This window comes from Sulfurifustis variabilis, assembly GCF_002355415.1.
GTDB classification, from domain to species: Bacteria; Pseudomonadota; Gammaproteobacteria; order Acidiferrobacterales; family Sulfurifustaceae; genus Sulfurifustis; species Sulfurifustis variabilis.
The window spans coordinates 2,618,757-2,634,980 of the sequence record NZ_AP014936.1 but is presented as its reverse complement, the minus strand read 5'-3'; the positions used below and the strand labels follow the sequence as shown (position 1 = coordinate 2,634,980).

16 protein-coding genes are annotated in these 16,224 nt (G+C 68.6%); 6 read left to right on the top strand and 10 right to left on the bottom strand.

The window, feature by feature from the left end; genetic code table 11:
• Nucleotides 1–197 precede the first annotated feature (197 nt).
• The 3 genes from SVA_RS12690 to SVA_RS12680 all read right to left on the bottom strand — a co-directional run bounded on the left by SVA_RS12690 (nt 198) and on the right by SVA_RS12680 (nt 4,185).
• Complete coding sequence (locus tag SVA_RS12690; RefSeq protein WP_096461574.1) at nt 198–1,382, bottom strand: GGDEF domain-containing protein; 1,185 nt, start codon at nt 1,380–1,382, stop codon at nt 198–200.
• A 17-nt stretch (nt 1,383–1,399) separates the two neighbouring features.
• On the bottom strand, nt 1,400–2,653 hold the full coding sequence (locus tag SVA_RS12685) for a PilT/PilU family type 4a pilus ATPase (protein WP_096461573.1): 1,254 nt from the start codon (nt 2,651–2,653) through the stop codon (nt 1,400–1,402).
• A gap of 290 nt (nt 2,654–2,943) precedes the next feature.
• Nucleotides 2,944–4,185: a peptidoglycan DD-metalloendopeptidase family protein gene (locus SVA_RS12680; RefSeq protein ID WP_096461572.1), complete on the bottom strand. Its 1,242-nt coding sequence runs from the start codon at nt 4,183–4,185 to the stop codon at nt 2,944–2,946.
• 528 nt (nt 4,186–4,713) lie between these two features.
• Here SVA_RS12680 and SVA_RS12675 point away from each other — a divergent pair.
• Entirely contained in the window at nt 4,714–6,354 is a 1,641-nt protein-coding gene (locus SVA_RS12675; protein WP_096461571.1) for an ABC-F family ATPase, read from the top strand.
• 182 nt (nt 6,355–6,536) lie between these two features.
• On the opposite strand, the gene SVA_RS12670 is transcribed toward SVA_RS12675, so the two are convergent.
• From SVA_RS12670 to SVA_RS12660, 3 genes are all read right to left on the bottom strand, one after another.
• Entirely contained in the window at nt 6,537–6,929 is a 393-nt protein-coding gene (locus tag SVA_RS12670) for a TfoX/Sxy family protein (RefSeq protein ID WP_096461570.1), read from the bottom strand.
• Between the two features lie 132 nt (nt 6,930–7,061).
• A complete protein-coding gene (locus SVA_RS12665) occupies nt 7,062–8,015 on the bottom strand; it encodes an NmrA/HSCARG family protein (RefSeq protein ID WP_096461569.1) in 954 nt (317 codons plus the stop codon).
• A gap of 42 nt (nt 8,016–8,057) precedes the next feature.
• Nucleotides 8,058–9,059, bottom strand: a complete 1,002-nt coding sequence (locus SVA_RS12660; RefSeq protein ID WP_096461568.1) for a sulfotransferase domain-containing protein — start codon at nt 9,057–9,059, stop codon at nt 8,058–8,060.
• 141 nt (nt 9,060–9,200) lie between these two features.
• Between SVA_RS12660 and SVA_RS12655 the strand changes: the two genes are divergently transcribed.
• Both SVA_RS12655 and SVA_RS19810 read left to right on the top strand, forming a co-directional pair.
• Complete coding sequence (locus tag SVA_RS12655; RefSeq protein ID WP_096461567.1) at nt 9,201–10,148, top strand: LysR family transcriptional regulator; 948 nt, start codon at nt 9,201–9,203, stop codon at nt 10,146–10,148.
• A 195-nt stretch (nt 10,149–10,343) separates the two neighbouring features.
• Entirely contained in the window at nt 10,344–10,550 is a 207-nt protein-coding gene (locus SVA_RS19810; protein ID WP_096461566.1) for a hypothetical protein, read from the top strand.
• On the opposite strand, the gene SVA_RS12645 is transcribed toward SVA_RS19810, so the two are convergent.
• Nucleotides 10,534–11,619, bottom strand: a complete 1,086-nt coding sequence (locus SVA_RS12645; protein WP_096461565.1) for a WD40/YVTN/BNR-like repeat-containing protein — start codon at nt 11,617–11,619, stop codon at nt 10,534–10,536. The two genes, SVA_RS19810 and SVA_RS12645, sit on opposite strands and share 17 nt — an antisense overlap.
• A gap of 60 nt (nt 11,620–11,679) precedes the next feature.
• Nucleotides 11,680–11,949 carry a MoaD/ThiS family protein gene (locus SVA_RS12640; RefSeq protein WP_096461564.1) on the bottom strand — a complete coding sequence of 90 codons (270 nt, stop codon included), beginning with the start codon at nt 11,947–11,949 and terminating at the stop codon, nt 11,680–11,682.
• Between the two features lie 123 nt (nt 11,950–12,072).
• Between SVA_RS12640 and SVA_RS12635 the strand changes: the two genes are divergently transcribed.
• On the top strand, nt 12,073–12,774 hold the full coding sequence (locus SVA_RS12635) for an alpha/beta fold hydrolase (protein ID WP_148665463.1): 702 nt from the start codon (nt 12,073–12,075) through the stop codon (nt 12,772–12,774).
• Entirely contained in the window at nt 12,771–12,947 is a 177-nt protein-coding gene (locus tag SVA_RS19805) for a hypothetical protein (protein ID WP_169924081.1), read from the top strand. The genes SVA_RS12635 and SVA_RS19805 overlap by 4 nt, the downstream gene beginning before the upstream one ends.
• A 13-nt stretch (nt 12,948–12,960) precedes the next feature.
• On the opposite strand, the gene SVA_RS12630 is transcribed toward SVA_RS19805, so the two are convergent.
• Nucleotides 12,961–13,884, bottom strand: coding sequence for a DUF5996 family protein (locus SVA_RS12630; protein ID WP_096461562.1), 924 nt, complete (start codon nt 13,882–13,884; stop codon nt 12,961–12,963).
• 253 nt (nt 13,885–14,137) lie between these two features.
• Here SVA_RS12630 and SVA_RS12625 point away from each other — a divergent pair, with 253 nt between their 5' ends.
• On the top strand, nt 14,138–15,586 hold the full coding sequence (locus tag SVA_RS12625) for a PQQ-dependent sugar dehydrogenase (protein ID WP_096461561.1): 1,449 nt from the start codon (nt 14,138–14,140) through the stop codon (nt 15,584–15,586).
• Between the two features lie 105 nt (nt 15,587–15,691).
• Here the strand turns inward: SVA_RS12625 and SVA_RS12620 are convergent, their stop codons facing one another.
• The gene (locus SVA_RS12620; protein WP_096461560.1) at nt 15,692–16,165 is read right to left on the bottom strand and encodes a PaaI family thioesterase; all 474 of its coding nucleotides are present in this window, start codon (nt 16,163–16,165) and stop codon (nt 15,692–15,694) included.
• Between the last annotated feature and the right edge of the window lie 59 nt (nt 16,166–16,224).

The following is a 16,224-nucleotide window of genomic DNA, read 5'->3' as shown; positions in this document are numbered from 1 at the left end:
GGAGAAGCGCGGAATCGAAGAGGGCGGGCGTTCGGCGCCCGGAGGCGTCCGGACGCGACGGGGAAGCGGCCCCTTCGGCCACGGCCACCCGCATCCTCACTCCCGCAAGCATAGTACCCCGGCGCCGGAACGGCGGAGCGGCGCGAGGTCGGTCGGAACGGCGGTTCCGTCGCTCCCGGAGGGTCGGGACGCGCGAATTACGCGCGCAGCAGGTCGCCGCCGTCCTCGGCCGCCCTCTGCACCAGCGCGTTCAACCGCTCGATCAGCTGGGGGGCGGACGTCGTGCCGTCGAACTGCACGAGGCCGCAGGAGAGGGTGAGGGCGGGAAGCGGGCGATCGTCGGGCGCGCCGATCCGGAGCACGCGCGCCTCCTCCAGGAGCCGCTCGCAGAGAATCCGGCCGCCGTCGGCGGGCGTGTTCGGCAGGATGGCGACGAAGCGCCGGTTGTCGTCGCAGGCGAGCAGGTCGGTGGTGCGCGTCGCGTCCAGCAGCAGCTGGCCGACGGCCGCGAGGATCTGCTCCCCGGCGATGGTGCCGAACTCGTGGTGGATCTTGTCGAGCCGGTCGACCGCCAGCATCGCGACCGTGAGCGGCGCGCGGTCGAACCGGGTGCGTCCCAGCAGGCGCGGCAGCATCGCCGTCAGCCAGCGCTCGTTGTGCAGTTGCGTCAGCTCGTCGGTGTAGCCGCGGCGATGATGCAGCGCCGCGAGCGCGCGGGCGCCGACGTTCAGGCAGTTGTCGCCGCGCAGGTAGGCGGCGTAGAGCGCGTTGACGTTGCAGGCGAAGGCGTGCGAGCGGCGGGCGAACTCGTCGAGCTGCGGCAGCCGGACCTCGAGCACGCGCGCGAACTCGGTGGCGACGATCGCGACTTCGGTCGGCTGCTGGAGCAGCGCCCAGTGCAATCCGACCGACTGCCCGGCGTCGACGATGCCGCGCGGCCGCTTCTCCCTGAAGTCGCCGTACATGCGCAGCTCGCCCGCGATGACGAAGAAGATCCGGTCGCTCAGCTGGTCGGCGGCCTGCAGCACGCTGCCCGGCGCCGCCTCGATGACGCGGGTCTGGGCGGCGAATTCGGCGAGACTGGCCGCGCGGACGTCGCGAAACAGATCGACCGCGGCGAGGTCGGCCGCGCCGGCGGGCGCCGCCGCCATTCCGCCGGCCGCCCGGACGGTCGTCGAATCGGTGTGCCGCGTCTCGTCGCCGGCGAAATCGAGGTCGATCTCGGCGAGATCGACGGTCTCGGGCTCGGTCGCGAGCTCGATCGCCGGGAATTCATCCGCGTCGGTGATCAGGGCCGCGGCGATTGCTCCCGGTTTCGCCCCTTTCCCTCGTCCCTTCGCGCCCGGGGACGGGAGTCTGATCCTAAGGCCGGTTCTGCGCATGGTCGGTCACCTCGGCTCTAGCGGTCGGCGGTCGTCGGCTTGGGCGGCATGGCGCGCAGCGCGGACGCCGGCTGGCTCGCGGCGGCGGACGCAGCCGGCTGATCGGACGAGGCCTCGGCGTTCTCCTCCTCGGCGTCGCCCTGCAGGCTCAGCTCCATCCTGGGCCGGCCCTCTTCCGCTCCCCGGCGCTTGCTGTTCAGCTTGACGGCCAGCTTGAACTCGCTCACCGAGTCCGCGTTGCGCATGGCGTCCTCGTAGCTGACCTCGCCGGCCTCGTAGAGATCGAACAGCGCCTGGTCGAAGGTCTGCATGCCCGCCTCCTTGGATTTCGACATCGTTTCCTTGAGCGCGTGGACCTCGCCCTTGAAGATCAGGTCCTGGACCATCGGCGTGTTGAGCAGGATCTCGATCGCCGCGCGCCGGCCCTTGCCGTTGGCGCGCGGCACGAGGCGCTGCGACACCACGGCCTTGAGGTTGAGCGACAGGTCCATGAGCAGCTGCGCCCGGCGCTCCTCGGGAAAGAAGTTGATGATGCGGTCGAGCGCCTGGTTGGCGCTGTTGGCATGCAGCGTCGCCATGCACAGGTGGCCGGTCTCGGCGAAGGCGACGGCGTACTCCATGGTGTCGCGGTCGCGGATCTCGCCGATCAGGATCACGTCCGGGGCCTGGCGCAGCGTGTTCTTGAGCGCGGCGAACCAGTTGTTCGTGTCGGTGCCGACCTCGCGGTGGGTGACGAGGCAGTTCTTGTTCTTGTGCACGTACTCGACCGGGTCCTCGATCGTGATGATGTGGCCGAAGCTGTTCTCGTTGCGGTAGTCGATCATCGCCGCGAGCGTCGTGGATTTTCCCGAGCCCGTGCCGCCGACGAGGATCACGAGCCCCCGCTTGGTCAGCGACACGTCCTTCAGGACCGGCGGCAGGTGCAGGTCGTCGAATTTCGGGATCTCGGTGGTGATGGTGCGCAGCACCATGCCGATGCAGCCCTGCTGGATGAAGATGTTGACGCGGAAGCGGCCGATCCCCTGCGGGTTGATGGCGAAGTTGCACTCCTTCTCCACCTCGAACTCGGCGCGCTGCTTCTCGTTCATCGCGGCCATGGCGAGGGCGCGGGTCTGGACCGGATTCAGCCGCTGCTGCGTCACCGGCGTCATCTTGCCGTCGATCTTCATGGACGGCGGAAAGTCGTTGGAGATGAAGAGGTCGGACGCCTTCTTGGCCAGCATGGCCTTGAGCAGACTGTTGAGGTAACTGGTCGCCTGTTCCGGGGTCATGTCTCGTTTTCCTGTCGAATTCTTCTTGATTGCGCAGGTTCGTCCGACCGCGGACCGCTGTCCCGGCCCGCGACGGCCGTCGCACCCCGCCCGATCCCAACGGGCCATCGAACGGGTTTTTGATGCAACCTCCATGCCGGGACGCGGCGGAGGGCGCGAGGACGCGGGTGATTGCGGACCAGCGGCCGGGGAGGCCGCGGGGTGCCGGGATGCGGTGTTTACGCCGCCCGGCCGGAGGCCAGCGGGTGCCGCGGCTCGCGGCCTCGAATGCGGCGACGCCCGCGGCGGACTCAGTCCGCCGGAGCCGCCGCGAGGGTGGTTTCCTGCACCTGCTCCAGGTCGGCGAGTATCAGGCCGGCCTTGGCCTGGAAGTCCGCCCGGTACGCGGCCGGGATCGGCGCGGCGTCCGGAAGGCGGACGGTGCGCGGGTTCTTGTGGATGCCGTTGACGCGGTACTCGTAGTGCAGGTGCGGCCCGGTCGCGGCGCCGGTGCTGCCGACGTAGCCGATGGTCTGGCCCTGTTTGACCCGCTGGCCGGGCCGCATGCCCCGGGCGAAGCCCGACATGTGGGCGTACAGGGTCGAGATCCCGCCGCCGTGTTCCAGGATCATGACCTTTCCGTACCCGCCCTTCCGGCCGACGAAGCCGACGCGGCCGTCGCCGGCGGCCTTGATGACGGTCCCGTGCGAAGCCGAGTAATCGACGCCCTGGTGGGCGCGGATGCGGTTGAGAATCGGGTGGCGGCGCCGCGGATTGAAGTTCGAGCTCACCCGCCGGAAGTCGAGCGGCGCGCGCAGGAACTGCAGGCGCATGCTGCGGCCGTCGGGCGCGAAGTAGCCGTCGATCTTGCCGTCTTCCGAGGCGTAGTACACCGCGCGGTGGGTCTCGCCGTCGTTCACGAACTCGGCGGCGAGTATGCGCGCGTCGCCGATGTACTGCCCGTCGCGGTGCTTCTGCTCGTAGATCAGGTGGAAGCGGTCGCCGGGCCGGATGTCGAGCGCGAAGTCGATCTGCCAGCCGAAGATGTCGTTCGCCAGCTGAAGGATGGTCTCGGGGCTCACCCCGGCGGCGCGCGCTGCGACGAACAGGGACGATTCGATGGTTCCGTACGCGTGCGCGACCTTGATCTCGATGGGGGTCGCGAGGATCTCGGCGGCGAAGCCGTCGTCCCCGCGCGTCACCGCCAGGACCTCGGTGTCGCTGATGCGGCGGTTGAGGGCGTGGACGGCGCCGTCCTCGTGGACGACCGTGACCTTGTCGCCGGGCCGGATCCGGTTGAGCGCCTGGCGCACGCCGGGCAGGCCGAGGATGGCGTTCAGGTCATCGGGGCTGAGCTTGAGCCGCCGGAAGATCCGCTCCAGCGTGTCGTTGCGCCGGACGATGAAGTCCACCTTCTCGCCGACCGGCTCGACCGCGGGCGGCGGCGGCGTTTCGGGCGCTTCCGCGACGGTTTCGGCCGGTTCGGGATCGGTGGCCGCCGGCGGGTGGCTCAGCACGTAAGCCAGCGCGCCGCCCAGCAGCGGAAACATCATGAGGGGAAGGAGCCGGCGGGCAGAACGGGGCGCGGCGGTCGCTGGTTCGGGTTTGTAGTCGATGCGTAACCGCGTATCTCGTCGCACGCGTTGAGCCCAGGAAGAACCGATGCGCCGATGATAAGCGAAAGTCGCTTCACGTCAATTCGTTGGAGCGTGCTTTTGCGGCGGGATTGCACGACGCGACGGGCGTCCCAACGGGGCGGACCGCCGGATCAATCGCATCGAACTCGCCGCGGACTTCTTCGCCCGGGGGCGGCCCGTTGACGTCGCTCGCTTCCATGCCGGATCGCAGTCGTCGCGGCCGTGCTTCGAACGAGGCCTGCCACCCCTGCGGGGATACCGTCCGCCCGGCGGTCGCTCGAATTCCCGCCCTGTGAGACAATGCGCGCCCTTTGCCCGACAGGCCCCGAGGCCCGCAGGTCGGTTTTCGGCCTGACCGGGTCGTCCCGGCCCTGGCCGGCATGTCGACCGTCTCTCCGCCCCGAGCTGGAGGGGGCCTTCGTACTCTTATTAAAGGACTGCCCATTGATCTCCACCGCCAACCTCACCATGCAGTTCGGCGCCAAGCCGCTGTTCGAGAACATTTCGGTCAAGTTCGGCAACGGCAACCGCTACGGCCTGATCGGGGCCAACGGCTGCGGCAAGTCGACCCTGATGAAGATCCTGGGCGGCGACCTCGAGCCGACCTCGGGCAACGTCTCGGTCGACGCCCACGAGCGCCTCGGCAAGCTCAGACAGGACCAGTTCGCGTTCGAGGACTACACGGTGCTCGACACCGTGATCATGGGCCATGCGGAGCTCTGGCGGGTGAAGAACGAGCGCGACCGCATCTACGGGCTGCCGGAGATGAGCGAGGCGGACGGGATGAAGGTGGGCGAGCTCGAGGTCGAGTTCGCCGAGCTCGACGGCTACACCGCCGAGGCGCGCGCCGGCGAGCTGTTGCTCGGGGTCGGCATCCCGCTCGAGCAGCATGCGGGCCCGATGAGCGCCGTAGCGCCGGGCTGGAAGCTGCGGGTGCTGCTGGCGCAGGCGCTCTTCGCCGACCCGGACATCCTGCTGCTCGACGAGCCGACCAACAACCTCGATATCCACACCATCCGCTGGCTAGAGGGCGTGCTGAACGCGCGCGCGAGCACGATGATCATCATCTCGCACGACCGGCATTTTCTGAACAGCGTGTGCACGCACATGGCGGATCTCGATTACGGCGAGCTGCGCGTGTACCCGGGCAACTACGACGAGTACATGACCGCCGCGACCCAGGCGCGCGAGCGGCTGCTCGCCGACAACGCCCGGAAGAAGGCGCAGATCGCGGAGCTCCAGACCTTCGTCAGCCGCTTCTCGGCCAACGCCTCGAAGGCCCGGCAGGCCACCTCGCGCGCGCGGCAGATCGAGAAGATCAAGCTCGAGGACGTGAAGCCGTCGAGCCGCGTGAGCCCGTTCATCCGCTTCGACCAGGACAAGAAGCTCTATCGCCAGGCCCTCGAGGCCGAGGGCCTGAGCAAGGGCTACGGGGAGACGGTGCTGTTCCGCGGCCTCGACCTGCGGGTCGAGGTCGGCGAGCGCGTCGCCGTGATCGGCCCTAACGGCATCGGCAAGTCGACGCTCCTGCGCACCCTGGTCGGCGAGCTTCCGCCGGACAGCGGCCGGGTGAAGATGTCGGAGAGCGCCAGCATCGGCTACTTCGCCCAGGACCACGCCGCGGACTTCGACAGCGATCTCAGCCTCTACGACTGGATGAGCCAGTGGGGGAGGCCGGGCGACGACGAGCAGGCGATCCGCGCGGTGCTCGGGCGGATGCTGTTCTCGCGCGACGAGTGCGCCAAACCCGTGCGGGTGCTCTCCGGCGGCGAGCAGGGGCGCATGCTCTTCGGCAAGCTGATCCTGCAGCGCCCGAACGTGATGGTCCTCGACGAGCCGACCAACCACCTCGACATGGAATCGATCGAGTCGCTCAATCTCGCGCTCGAGAACTACCCCGGCACCCTCATCTTCGTCAGCCACGACCGGGAGTTCGTCTCGTCGCTCGCCACGCGCATCCTCGAGCTGACGCCCAAAGGGATCGTCAACTTCAACGGCAGCTACGACGACTACCTGCGCAGCCAGGGTATTGAATCCATGCCCGCCCCGGCTTACGGTGCCAGGCGCGCCGAGAGCGGCCGATAACACTACTCAACGATGCACCCAGGAGCGCACACATGAGCAAGGGCATGGACAGTAAGAAGCAGACCAGGAAACCGCCGACCCGGACCCCGAAGGAAAGAAAGGCCGAGAAGAAGGCCAAGAAGGACGCCCGGGACGCCTGGAAGAAGTAACCTCGACTGCAGTGCGGATAGAGTAGGCCCCGCTCAGGTTCTTCGACGTCGGCCGGCCGGCGACGCGGCGGCAATACGGCCGGCCGCGCGTCGCCGGGTCTTCTTTCCGGGCGCCGACGTCGCCGCAAGCGCACGCTCCGCCCACGCAACCAGCGTTTCGCTGTCCTCGATCACGTCGGCCGGGACCTCGAAATAGCTCGTCAGGGTCTGCCTGGCGCTCGGACGGAACGGCTTCATGCCCTGCGCAACGTACTTCCCCCGGTCGTCCTCGCCCGCTCGAAAATAGAGCCGACCGCGGTGCAGGATCCCGAAGAATCGCTCTCCGCGATAGATACCGTAGCCGCCGAACATGCGGCGAAATCGCACGCCGTCGAGCGCGGCGAGCTGGTCCGCGACGTATTCCTGCAACGAATCGGTTCGCGTCACTCCGCGCGCTCCTCGGGTTTACGCTCGTCCCGCGCTCACGGCGCAAGCGTCGCCATTCTCCGGAAAGCGCGGCGCCCGGACAACCGCGCCCGCCGCATCGAGAAGGCCACGTCCCGGCAAGCGGATTGTTACTTACTCCAGCGGAATCCGGCCCTTGTTCCTGGCCAGCCACTGCTCGAAGGTCAGGAGCGACGGAGCGAGCGCCCGTCCGTTCTCGCGGTTGCGGGGGGCGCGGAAATCCGCGTTGAAGTCGCGCTTGAACTGGAACATGTTCCCGAGGTCGTCCGCGCCCGGGAACCCGAAGCCGCGGTAGGTCTCGGGCGACACGTCGTTGTGCACCACCTCCTGGCCGAGCGCCCTGGAGAGGGCGGCAGCCATCTCGGCGCCGTTCAGGTGCTCACCGGCGATCCCGACGGTCTTGCCGATATATTCCTTGCCCTTCTTGAAGACGCCGTAGGCGCACCTGCCGATGTCTTCGGCGGCGATGCCCGGGAGCTTCTTGTCGCCCATCGGGAGGGTGAAGGCGAGCTTGCCGTCCGGGCCGCGCTTCGGATTCATGCCGAAGTGGATCAGGTTGTCCCAGTAAAACGAAGTGAGGAGGAAGGTCGTCGGCACCCCCAGGTCGCGGAACACCTGCTCGGCTTCGCCCTTGGCATCGAAGTGCGGCACCTTGTACTTGCCCATCAGCGTGGGCATGCGGTCGTCGCCCAGCGGCACCCATTTGCGGGTGTCTTCGAGCGTGGACCAGATGACGTGCTCGATTCCGGCCGCCTTCGCCGCGCGTGCCATCGCGCCGGCCTCGGCCAGCTCCTTCTCGGGCGAAAAGTGATCCCAGAAGAAGGTCACGCAGTATGCGCCATAGGCGCCGGTGAAAGCCGCCTCGAGGCTCGCCTCGTCGTCGACGTTCGCGCTCAGCACCTCGGCGCCGAGACGGGCGAGCGCTTTCGCCTTTTCCGAATTGACGTCGCGCGTGAGCGCCCGGACGGCGAAGGGACCGTCGGGGTCGTTCAGGATGGCGCGCACGAGACCGCCGCCCTGCGCGCCGGTGGCGCCGACCACCGCGATAATCCGTTTCTGCTGGTTCATGGCAATGCTCCTCGTTGAAGTGCCAAAGGGATTGGACCGGGCTCAGCCGGCATGTGCTCCGACGCTCGCGGCGTCGGCCCGCGCGGAAAAAGCGCGAATTTCGCTCAGGTGTCTCGCGGACGCTTTCGGCTGGAGACCCTCGCCGGTCGCGAGCCAGCGCGCGGCCGCCGATCCGAGCTCACGGACCGCGCGGGCCTCGTATTCCGCCGACTCGTCGGGCGTCAGCACCTCGGCCCAGCGGCCGTTCGTGCCCTTGTTGATGAAGACCTCCGCGCCGCCGTCCCAAAGGGCGCCGCCGAGCGGCACGCTCTTCGTTGCGTGCTGCTTCATCCAGTCGAACGAGCAGTATTCGACGATCCGCTCCCAGCGCGATTCGTCGATCGTGATGTCGAGGAAGCGCGCGATGCGGCGCATCTCCCGCGGCATGTCGCGCTTGAGGTTGTTGAAATGGACGAACAGCACGTTGGGTAGATGGCGGATCTGCCACCAGCTGCGGACGTTGTCCCAGAACGGCCAGAACGGGTGGCCGTCCCTGTCCATCCAGTCGCGCCAGTACCGGCGGATGTCGGCCGGCGGCGGCTCGATGGGCGGCCCGACCCGGCCGGGCGTGTCGTTGAGCGCGGCGTACCAGTCGGCGTTCGCGTTCACGTGGTGGTTGTACATGCTCCACACCACGTCGCGGCCGTCGCGCGCCACGTAGATGTACTTCGCCTTCGGCGAGTAGACCAGCGCATCGACCGGCAGATGGGTCTTGATGACGCGCCGGTGCGTCTGCGCCTCCACGAGCGGCAGCTTCACGGCCTTGGGCGGCACGCGCAGGTCCAGCCACGGGGAAAGCTCCGCGACCGGGAGATCGGGATCGCCGTTGAAGAGCATCTGGGCGACGATCTGCTGCGTCCAGGTCGTCCCGGACTTGGCGTAGGTCGCGATGACGATGTCGTCGTCGCGGAAGCGGAAATCGTTCCAGATCGTCGAGTCGAAATGGTGGTTGTGCAGCTCGCGCGTCTTGCGCGGCCAGCGTACCGGTCGGCTCCTCGCGTTCATCGCGTCTCTCCTGGTGTGGTCGTTGGGCCGCCGGTTGTTCTCGTTGCCCGCAGCCCGGCGGCGCGGAGCAATCTATTACCGGAATCTTGCGAAACAAATACGAAAGAGGAGAATTGATTGTTCCAATAACGAGAACAATCCATGGACCAGCTGCACTGCATGCGGGTGTTCGTGCGGGTCGTCGAGCAGGGCTCGTTCGCCCGCGCGGCGGAGGACCTCGACCAGTCGCGCTCGAGCGTGACGACCGCCCTCGGTCAGCTCGAGCGGCGGCTCGGCGTGCGGCTGCTGCACCGCACCACGCGCCGGCTCAGCCTCACCGACGAGGGACGCGGCTACTACGAGCGCTGCGTGCGCATCCTCGAGGACCTGAGCGAGGCGGAGGAGTCGCTCTACGGCGCGCGGACCGCGGCGAAGGGGCGCCTCAAGGTCTCGGTGCCGCAGTCCTTCGCGCATCTCCTCTTCTTTCCGGCGCTGCCGGGGTTCCTCGCGCGGCATCCGGACCTGTCGCTCGACGTGGTGTTCAGCGACCGTGCCGTCAATCTCGTGGAGGAGGGCATCGACTGCGCGGTGCGCGCGGTCGCCATTCCCGACGACTCGACGCTCGTTGCGCGGCACATCGCCTCCGGCAAGCGGATCACCTGCGCGGCGCCGGACTATCTGGCGAAGCGCGGGGAGCCGAACACGATCGACGCGCTCGCGGAGCACGATTGCGTCGCTTTCATCTCGCCGTCCACGGGCCGCACGCTGGACTGGACCTTCGAGCAGGCGGGCGAGGTCCGCCGTTTCACGCCGCGCGGCCGCCTCGGCGTCACGTCGCTGGAGGCCGCGGCGTCCGCCGCCGTCGCCGGCCTGGGTGTGGCGCAGGTGCCCGACATCCTCGTGTTTCGCGCGCTGATGGCGGGGCAACTCCGCCCGCTGCTGCTCGATGTCGTCGCGCCGACGCCGTCGCTCGTGGTCGTCTACCCGAGCAACCGTTACCTGACCGCAAAAGTGCGCGCGTTCGCGGACTTCGTCGCGGAATGGTACCCGACACAGGGATGGTGGCCGGAGATCGCCGCGCTGGTCCGAAGCAGGCGCAAGAAGCCGTAGGACAGGGACATCCGTCCGGCCGCAGCCGCACGCGTTTCTCTCCGGACGATCGGCACGGCAACGCCCGAGCGTTGGACCTCGGGAAGACCTGCACGCTCAGCAAGGCCGAAGCCGGCTCGTCGACCTTCCCGCGTTCAGGAACGACGAGACCGGTTACGCGATCAGGACGGTGGTGGGTCGTTCAGCAGCAGCACGGTGCTGGTCGGGACCGCGGATGGCGGGGAGACCTCGGTGGACCTAATGGAGACGGCCCAGATCACCACCAGGACTTTTCTCGACCGTATCCACGGCAGGCGCTATCTCATCTCCGCCGCGCGGATCTTCATCTTCTCCGAAGGCGAAAAAGACGGCCCGGATCGTCAGAGTCGCTCGTCCGGGCGGAATTTCACCCGCCGTTCGTAAAGCGGACGCAGTAGATCGGCGGCATGTGGCTGGACAGGTTCTGCCACGTGTCGCCCTGGTCCTCCGAGAGCCAGAGGCCGCCGGTCGTCGAGCCCATCGCGAGCCGATCGCCCGAGTCGTCGATGTCCAGGCCGTGCCGGTAGACGAGATCGTAGGCGTGCTCCTGCGGCAGACCCCGGCGCAGCACCTCGAAGCGCCTGCCGCCGTCGCGCGTGCGCATCACCGCGAGCTTCGCGTCGACCGGGATGCGCGTCTCGTCCTTGACGGCCGGGACGAACCACGCGGTGTCGGGATCGCGCGGGTGGACGGCGACGGCGAAGCCGAAGGTGGAGAGCGGCGCGTCCGCGATCTCCTCCCAGTTGGCGGCGTCGTCGGTCGAGCGGAAGATTCCGTTGTGGTGCTGCGCCCAGTAGACGTCCGGTCGCGCGGGGCACTGCACGAGCCGGTGCACGTCCTGGACGAGGGGATCGAAGGCGCGGCCGGCCGGCATGTAGGCGGCGCGCAATCCCTTCCCGCGGCACTCCCAGGTCGCGCCCTGGTCGCTCGTGGTCCAGACGCCGCCGGTCGAAACGGCGAGCGCCAGCCGCCCCGGATCGCGCGGATCGACGCAGATCGAATGGATCCCCGGCTGGTCGTAGCCGCCGCCCATCCATTCCTCGCGTTCCGGACGGTTCCACAGGGACTCCATGAGCTGCCACGACCCGCCGCCGTCGCGCGAACGGAAGAGCCCGCCGGGAATCGTCCCGGCCCAGAGGGTGCGGCCGTCCGGGTCGCCGCGTTCGAGCGACCAGATCTGCATCACGGCGGGCGCGTTCTCGCCGCCGTCCTTCACGGCGGGGAATGCCGGAACCGCGCATTCTTCCCACTTGCCGGCGCCGCCGAGGCGACGCAGTTTCGAGCCGAAGTGACCGAGGTTGAGCGCGGCGTACGGCCTCCCGTCGGGCATCGGCAGCACCATCGTGACCGGGTCGCCGAGGAAGTCGGTGCGCACGATGCGCCAGCGGGAATCGCTCGCGCGCTCGAACGTGAACAGGCCCTTGCGGGTGCCAACGAGAAACCGGTTGCTCATGGCGGTCTCCTGGTGTTGTGGCGGCGGGGCGCTCGCCTCCTGCAGGCGGGTGCGCGGGGCTCACCCGCCGGACAATGCCTGGGCGATGTAGATCTCGCCGTCTTCGCCGACCGGATCGCTGAGGCGGACGCGGTCCCTGATCTGGCAACCGTCGACGAAGACGGCCACGTGCTTGCGCAGCCGTCCCTGGTCGTCGACGACGTAACCGCGCAGCGCCGGATGCTCGGCGAACACCGCCTGCAGGGCGGCGGCGACCGTCTCCCCGGCGACCGCACGCGGCGGGCAGGAGAGGTGACGCTGCAGGTTGGGCGTGAAAAGGATCCGTGGCATGGCTTTCGGAGTCGGGGTGCCCGTGTAGGTTATTCTTGCGCGTCGCGCCGAGGCAAGGTCTGTGGCGCAAGGCCGAGCGGCGAGCCATATTCACAAGAAAGCGATGAGCCGGACGACAGCCGCGTGATCGAAGACGGAGTAGCGACGCTCGTTTTGATGCCCGGGCTCGACGGGACGGGGCTTCTGTTCGAGAGGTTCGTCGGCGCGCTGCCGAACGACATCCCGGTCAGGACCCTCGCCTATCCGCGCGACGTTCCGCTGTCCCTGCCGCAGTACGCCGAGCTCGCGGCCCGCGACCTGCCTTCCGGTCGCACGGTGCTCCTCGCCGAATCGTTTTCGAGCCTGGTGGCCCTGGCCCTTCTGGCCGGCGGCGCCGTTTCCCCCCGGGCGATCGTCTTCTGCGCCGGCTTCGCCGAACCGCCGCGGCCGCTTCTGCTTGGACTGGCCAGGATGATTCCCGGAACGGGCACGCTGATCCGCCATGCGCCCGATGTGCTGCTGCGCTACTCGTGCCTGGGCGGAAGCCGCGATCCGGCGCTTCTCGCGTGGCTGAGGAGCGCATTGGCACGGGTTTCCCCGGTCGTGCTCGAGCAGCGGCTGGCGCTTATCGGGCAAAGGCGCCGGTTCTTTCGGGAGCGGTGCACCGTCCCGTGCCATTACCTCCAGGCCGGGAACGACCGGCTGGTGCCCGCGGGCGCCGCGCGGTGGTTCGACGCGCATTTCGCGTCGTGCAACGTCCAGCGGATCGAGGGCCCTCACTTCCTGCTCCAGACCAGACCGGAGGAGTGCGCGCGCCGGGTAACGGAGATCGTGAGGACGGCATGAGGCTGCGGCTGCGAGGACTGACGGCGGGCTGGCTGATCGTGTGCTTTGTCAACGCGCATGCGACCGAGAGCACCGGCTATGGAACGACGGCCGGAGGGCGGATCGAGATGAAGCGCGGGATCGAGACTGGCGACCTCGAGGCTTGCGACACGTTCGCGACGGCGGAGCTCTGACCGCCTGCAATCCTCACCGGTCGGGCGATTCTCGCTCCAGCGCCGGTCGGTCCCAGCCGCCGAGATCGGCGGCCGCGGCGTAGGTGCTCTCGAAAAATTCGAGGAGCGTCGACTCCGGCTCGGCCGCCTCCCGGACCGCGTCGTACGGCAGCACGAACTCGCGCAGCTCGGGGCTGTAGCGGGCGGCGTCCGGGCGCACGCGCGCGGCGCTGAAGCCGGCGGGTTCGGGATAGGCGTAGGCGTAGTACGCGGGATAGCGAACGGGGCCGCCGCCGGGCCAGAAGCCGCAGCTCGCGACCTCGTGTGAGTACGCATCGCGCACGACCCAGTCCGGGAGGTTCGGCACGCCGCCGGGATGCGGCGGGGCCGGGCGTCCGGAGAAACGCGTGACGGCGAGATCGAAGCTGCCCCAGAAGAAATGCACCGGACTGCACTTGCCGATGAACCCGGCCCGGAAGCGCTCGAGCACGCGGTCGGACTGCATCAGGATGCGCCAGAACCGGTGCGCCGCGTCGGCGTCGTAGGCCGCGTGCACCTCGTCCCGTTCGAACGGGATGGCGTCCGGAATCTCGTTCGGCATCGTCCGGATCCGGACGGCGATGCCGAGGCCCGCGAGCAGATCGAAGAGCTCGCGGTAGAACCGGGCGACCGGGCGCGGAGCGAGCGGCGTGCTTGCGCGCGCGCCGTCGCTCGTACGAACGAGGAGCGCGTGATCGATGAAGTCGAACTCGATCTCGAAGCTGCCGCTGCGGTAGGGGACGGTCGAGGTCGTGAGGCCGCGCGCCGTGAGGTACATCGCGACGTGCCAGGAGTGGTTCACCCACGGGGTCAGCGCGAGGCGGATTTTGCCGGCGATCTGCGTCCACAGATGCAGTGTCGCGCAGGTGTCCTTCCACTCCTCGTAAGGGAGCGCCGGCCAGGCGTCGCTCGTGCTCATTCGAAGCTCCTCGCCGGGATTTGGCGCTGACGGATCAAGGGCGAGTCTGGCGGGAGCGGGAAGGCGCGTCCAGCGACCGCGCGACCTCGTTGCCGATGGGGGGAAGCGCGCCTCTTCGGGCTTTCCTTTCTTGACACTCGCATACCCCGGTGCAAGATTGCTGCGACCTCGACCGGAGCGCGTCCCGGAAAGGAGTTCCGGGCTCCGACACCGCATTCCCGCCATGCCCGTTCGGGATCAAGGAGGATCGCGCATGAACCACGGAAGGCCAGGAAAGCTGATCGCAACCCTCTACGCCGCGGTCGCGCTGCTCGCGGCCGGCAACGCCTCCGCCGCGTCGGCGCCGGCGATACCCAAGTCGCCGGAGGAGGTCGCGCGGCCCGGCGGCAAGGTGCCCGGCGTACCGCCGCTCGCGCTCGTGAAGGTCGCGGACGGGTTCAACGATCCCACGAACGTCGCGGTCCCGAACGACGGCACGGGGCGCATCTTCGTGACCGAGCGCGTGGGCCGCGTGCGGATCGTCAAGGAGGGCAAGATCCTCCCCGAGCCCTTCCTCGATCTCACCACCACGAACCAGCTCAACAGCGAGGTGCTGGCGGCGTTCACGGAGCAGGGGCTGTGGTCGATCGCGTTCCACCCGAAGTTCAGGGAGAACGGCCACTTCTTCGTGCACTACTCGTCGCTGCCCTTCAACGGCGCCGCCATCGTCGCGCGCTACACCGTCGACCCGAAGAGCCCCGACCGCGTGACGACCGAGCAGGCGAACAAGACGGTGAAGGTGATCATGAACACGCCCCAGCCGTACTACAACCACTACGGCGGGACCATCGCCTTCGGGCCGGACGGATTCCTATATATAGGCAGGGGCGACGGCGGCTGGGAGGGCGATCCGCTCGACGCGGGGCAGCGGCTCGACGTGCTGTGGGGCAAGCTGTTGCGGATCGACGTGGACGTCCCCGACCACGAGCCGTACGGCGTGCCGCAGAACAACCCGTTCTACGCCGCGTCGCAGCCGCGCATGATGCAGCTCTTCGGCGTGACCGAGGCGGATTTCGCCAAGATCCGTCCCGAGGCGCGCCCGGAGATCTGGTCGTACGGGCTGCGCAATCCCTATCTGTTCCACTTCGATCGCAAGAGCGGCGACCTCTTCATCGCCGACGTCGGCCAGAACCACTGGGAGGAGATCAACTACCAGCCGGCGGGCGGAAAGGGCGGCGAGAACTACGGCTGGCGGTTCAACATGGGGTCGCACTGCCACCCGATCACCGGTCCCGACGACAAGTGCCCGATCATCGGGGTGCTGCCGATCGCGGAGTACCCGCACGCCGAGCCCTATCCCGGCGCGAAGAAGCTGACCGAGGGCTGGGGCTGCTCGGCGCAGGGCCTGGGCGTCGCCAACTACGCGGGCATGAACAAGGTATATATGGTGGGCGACTGGTGCTCCGGGCGCGTCTGGGCGATCGGCTGGGACGGCGCCCGGTGGCAGATGCAGGAGGTCATGCAGACGACGCTCCAGTTCACGGCGGGCAACGTCGACGAGAACGGCGACATCCTGGCCGTGAACTGTTACTGCTACTACCTCGCCGACAAGGGACCGATGGCGAACCCGAAAGGGGCGCTCTGGCGCCTGGTGCCGCGCGACCGGGCGCCCAAGGGCGCCGAGCACGCGCCGATGGCGCAGCAGCCGCCGGTCAAGCCCTAGGCGTCCGCGCGTCCGACGGCCGCGGGCGCGAGCGTCGCCGTCCCCCGCCCGGCCGTGCGGGGGCGGCGCCGGCCGGTCCCGGGCGGGCGGCGACGTGCCGGGCGTCTATCGCCCGTTCGCCTTTTCTCCCGTCAGCGACATCATGCTGCTCAACACCACCGCCGCCACCTTGCCGTCCTCGCGGGTGATCTCGCAGAGATAGTGGCTGACGGTCCGTCCGCGCTGGACGGGTCTCGCGCTCGCGCGCAGGCGGGACCTCCAGACGGGCCGGAAGAAGTTGATCTTGAGGTCGATGCTCGCGAACGACTCGCCCTCCGCGACCGTCGTGGAGTGCGCCGTGCCGATGGCCGCGTCGGCCAGCTCGCAAAGCAGCCCGCCGTGCACCGTGCCCTGCTGGTTTCCGTGCAGCGCGACGTCGGCGTCGATCTCGACCGTGGCGGTGCCCTCCCCGACGTCGACGATCCGGATGCCGAGCGTGCGCGAGATGGCGGTCGGGTAGCGCAGGTGCGTGCGCGCACCGGACGGCAGGGAGCCGTCCAGCTGCTTTTTCAGGTAGTCCAGTACGGACAGGGTGGTCATGCGGTCTCCTCGTCGTTTTCCGCGAGGGAAGATAGCGCGGCGGGAGTGATAAAAATAAT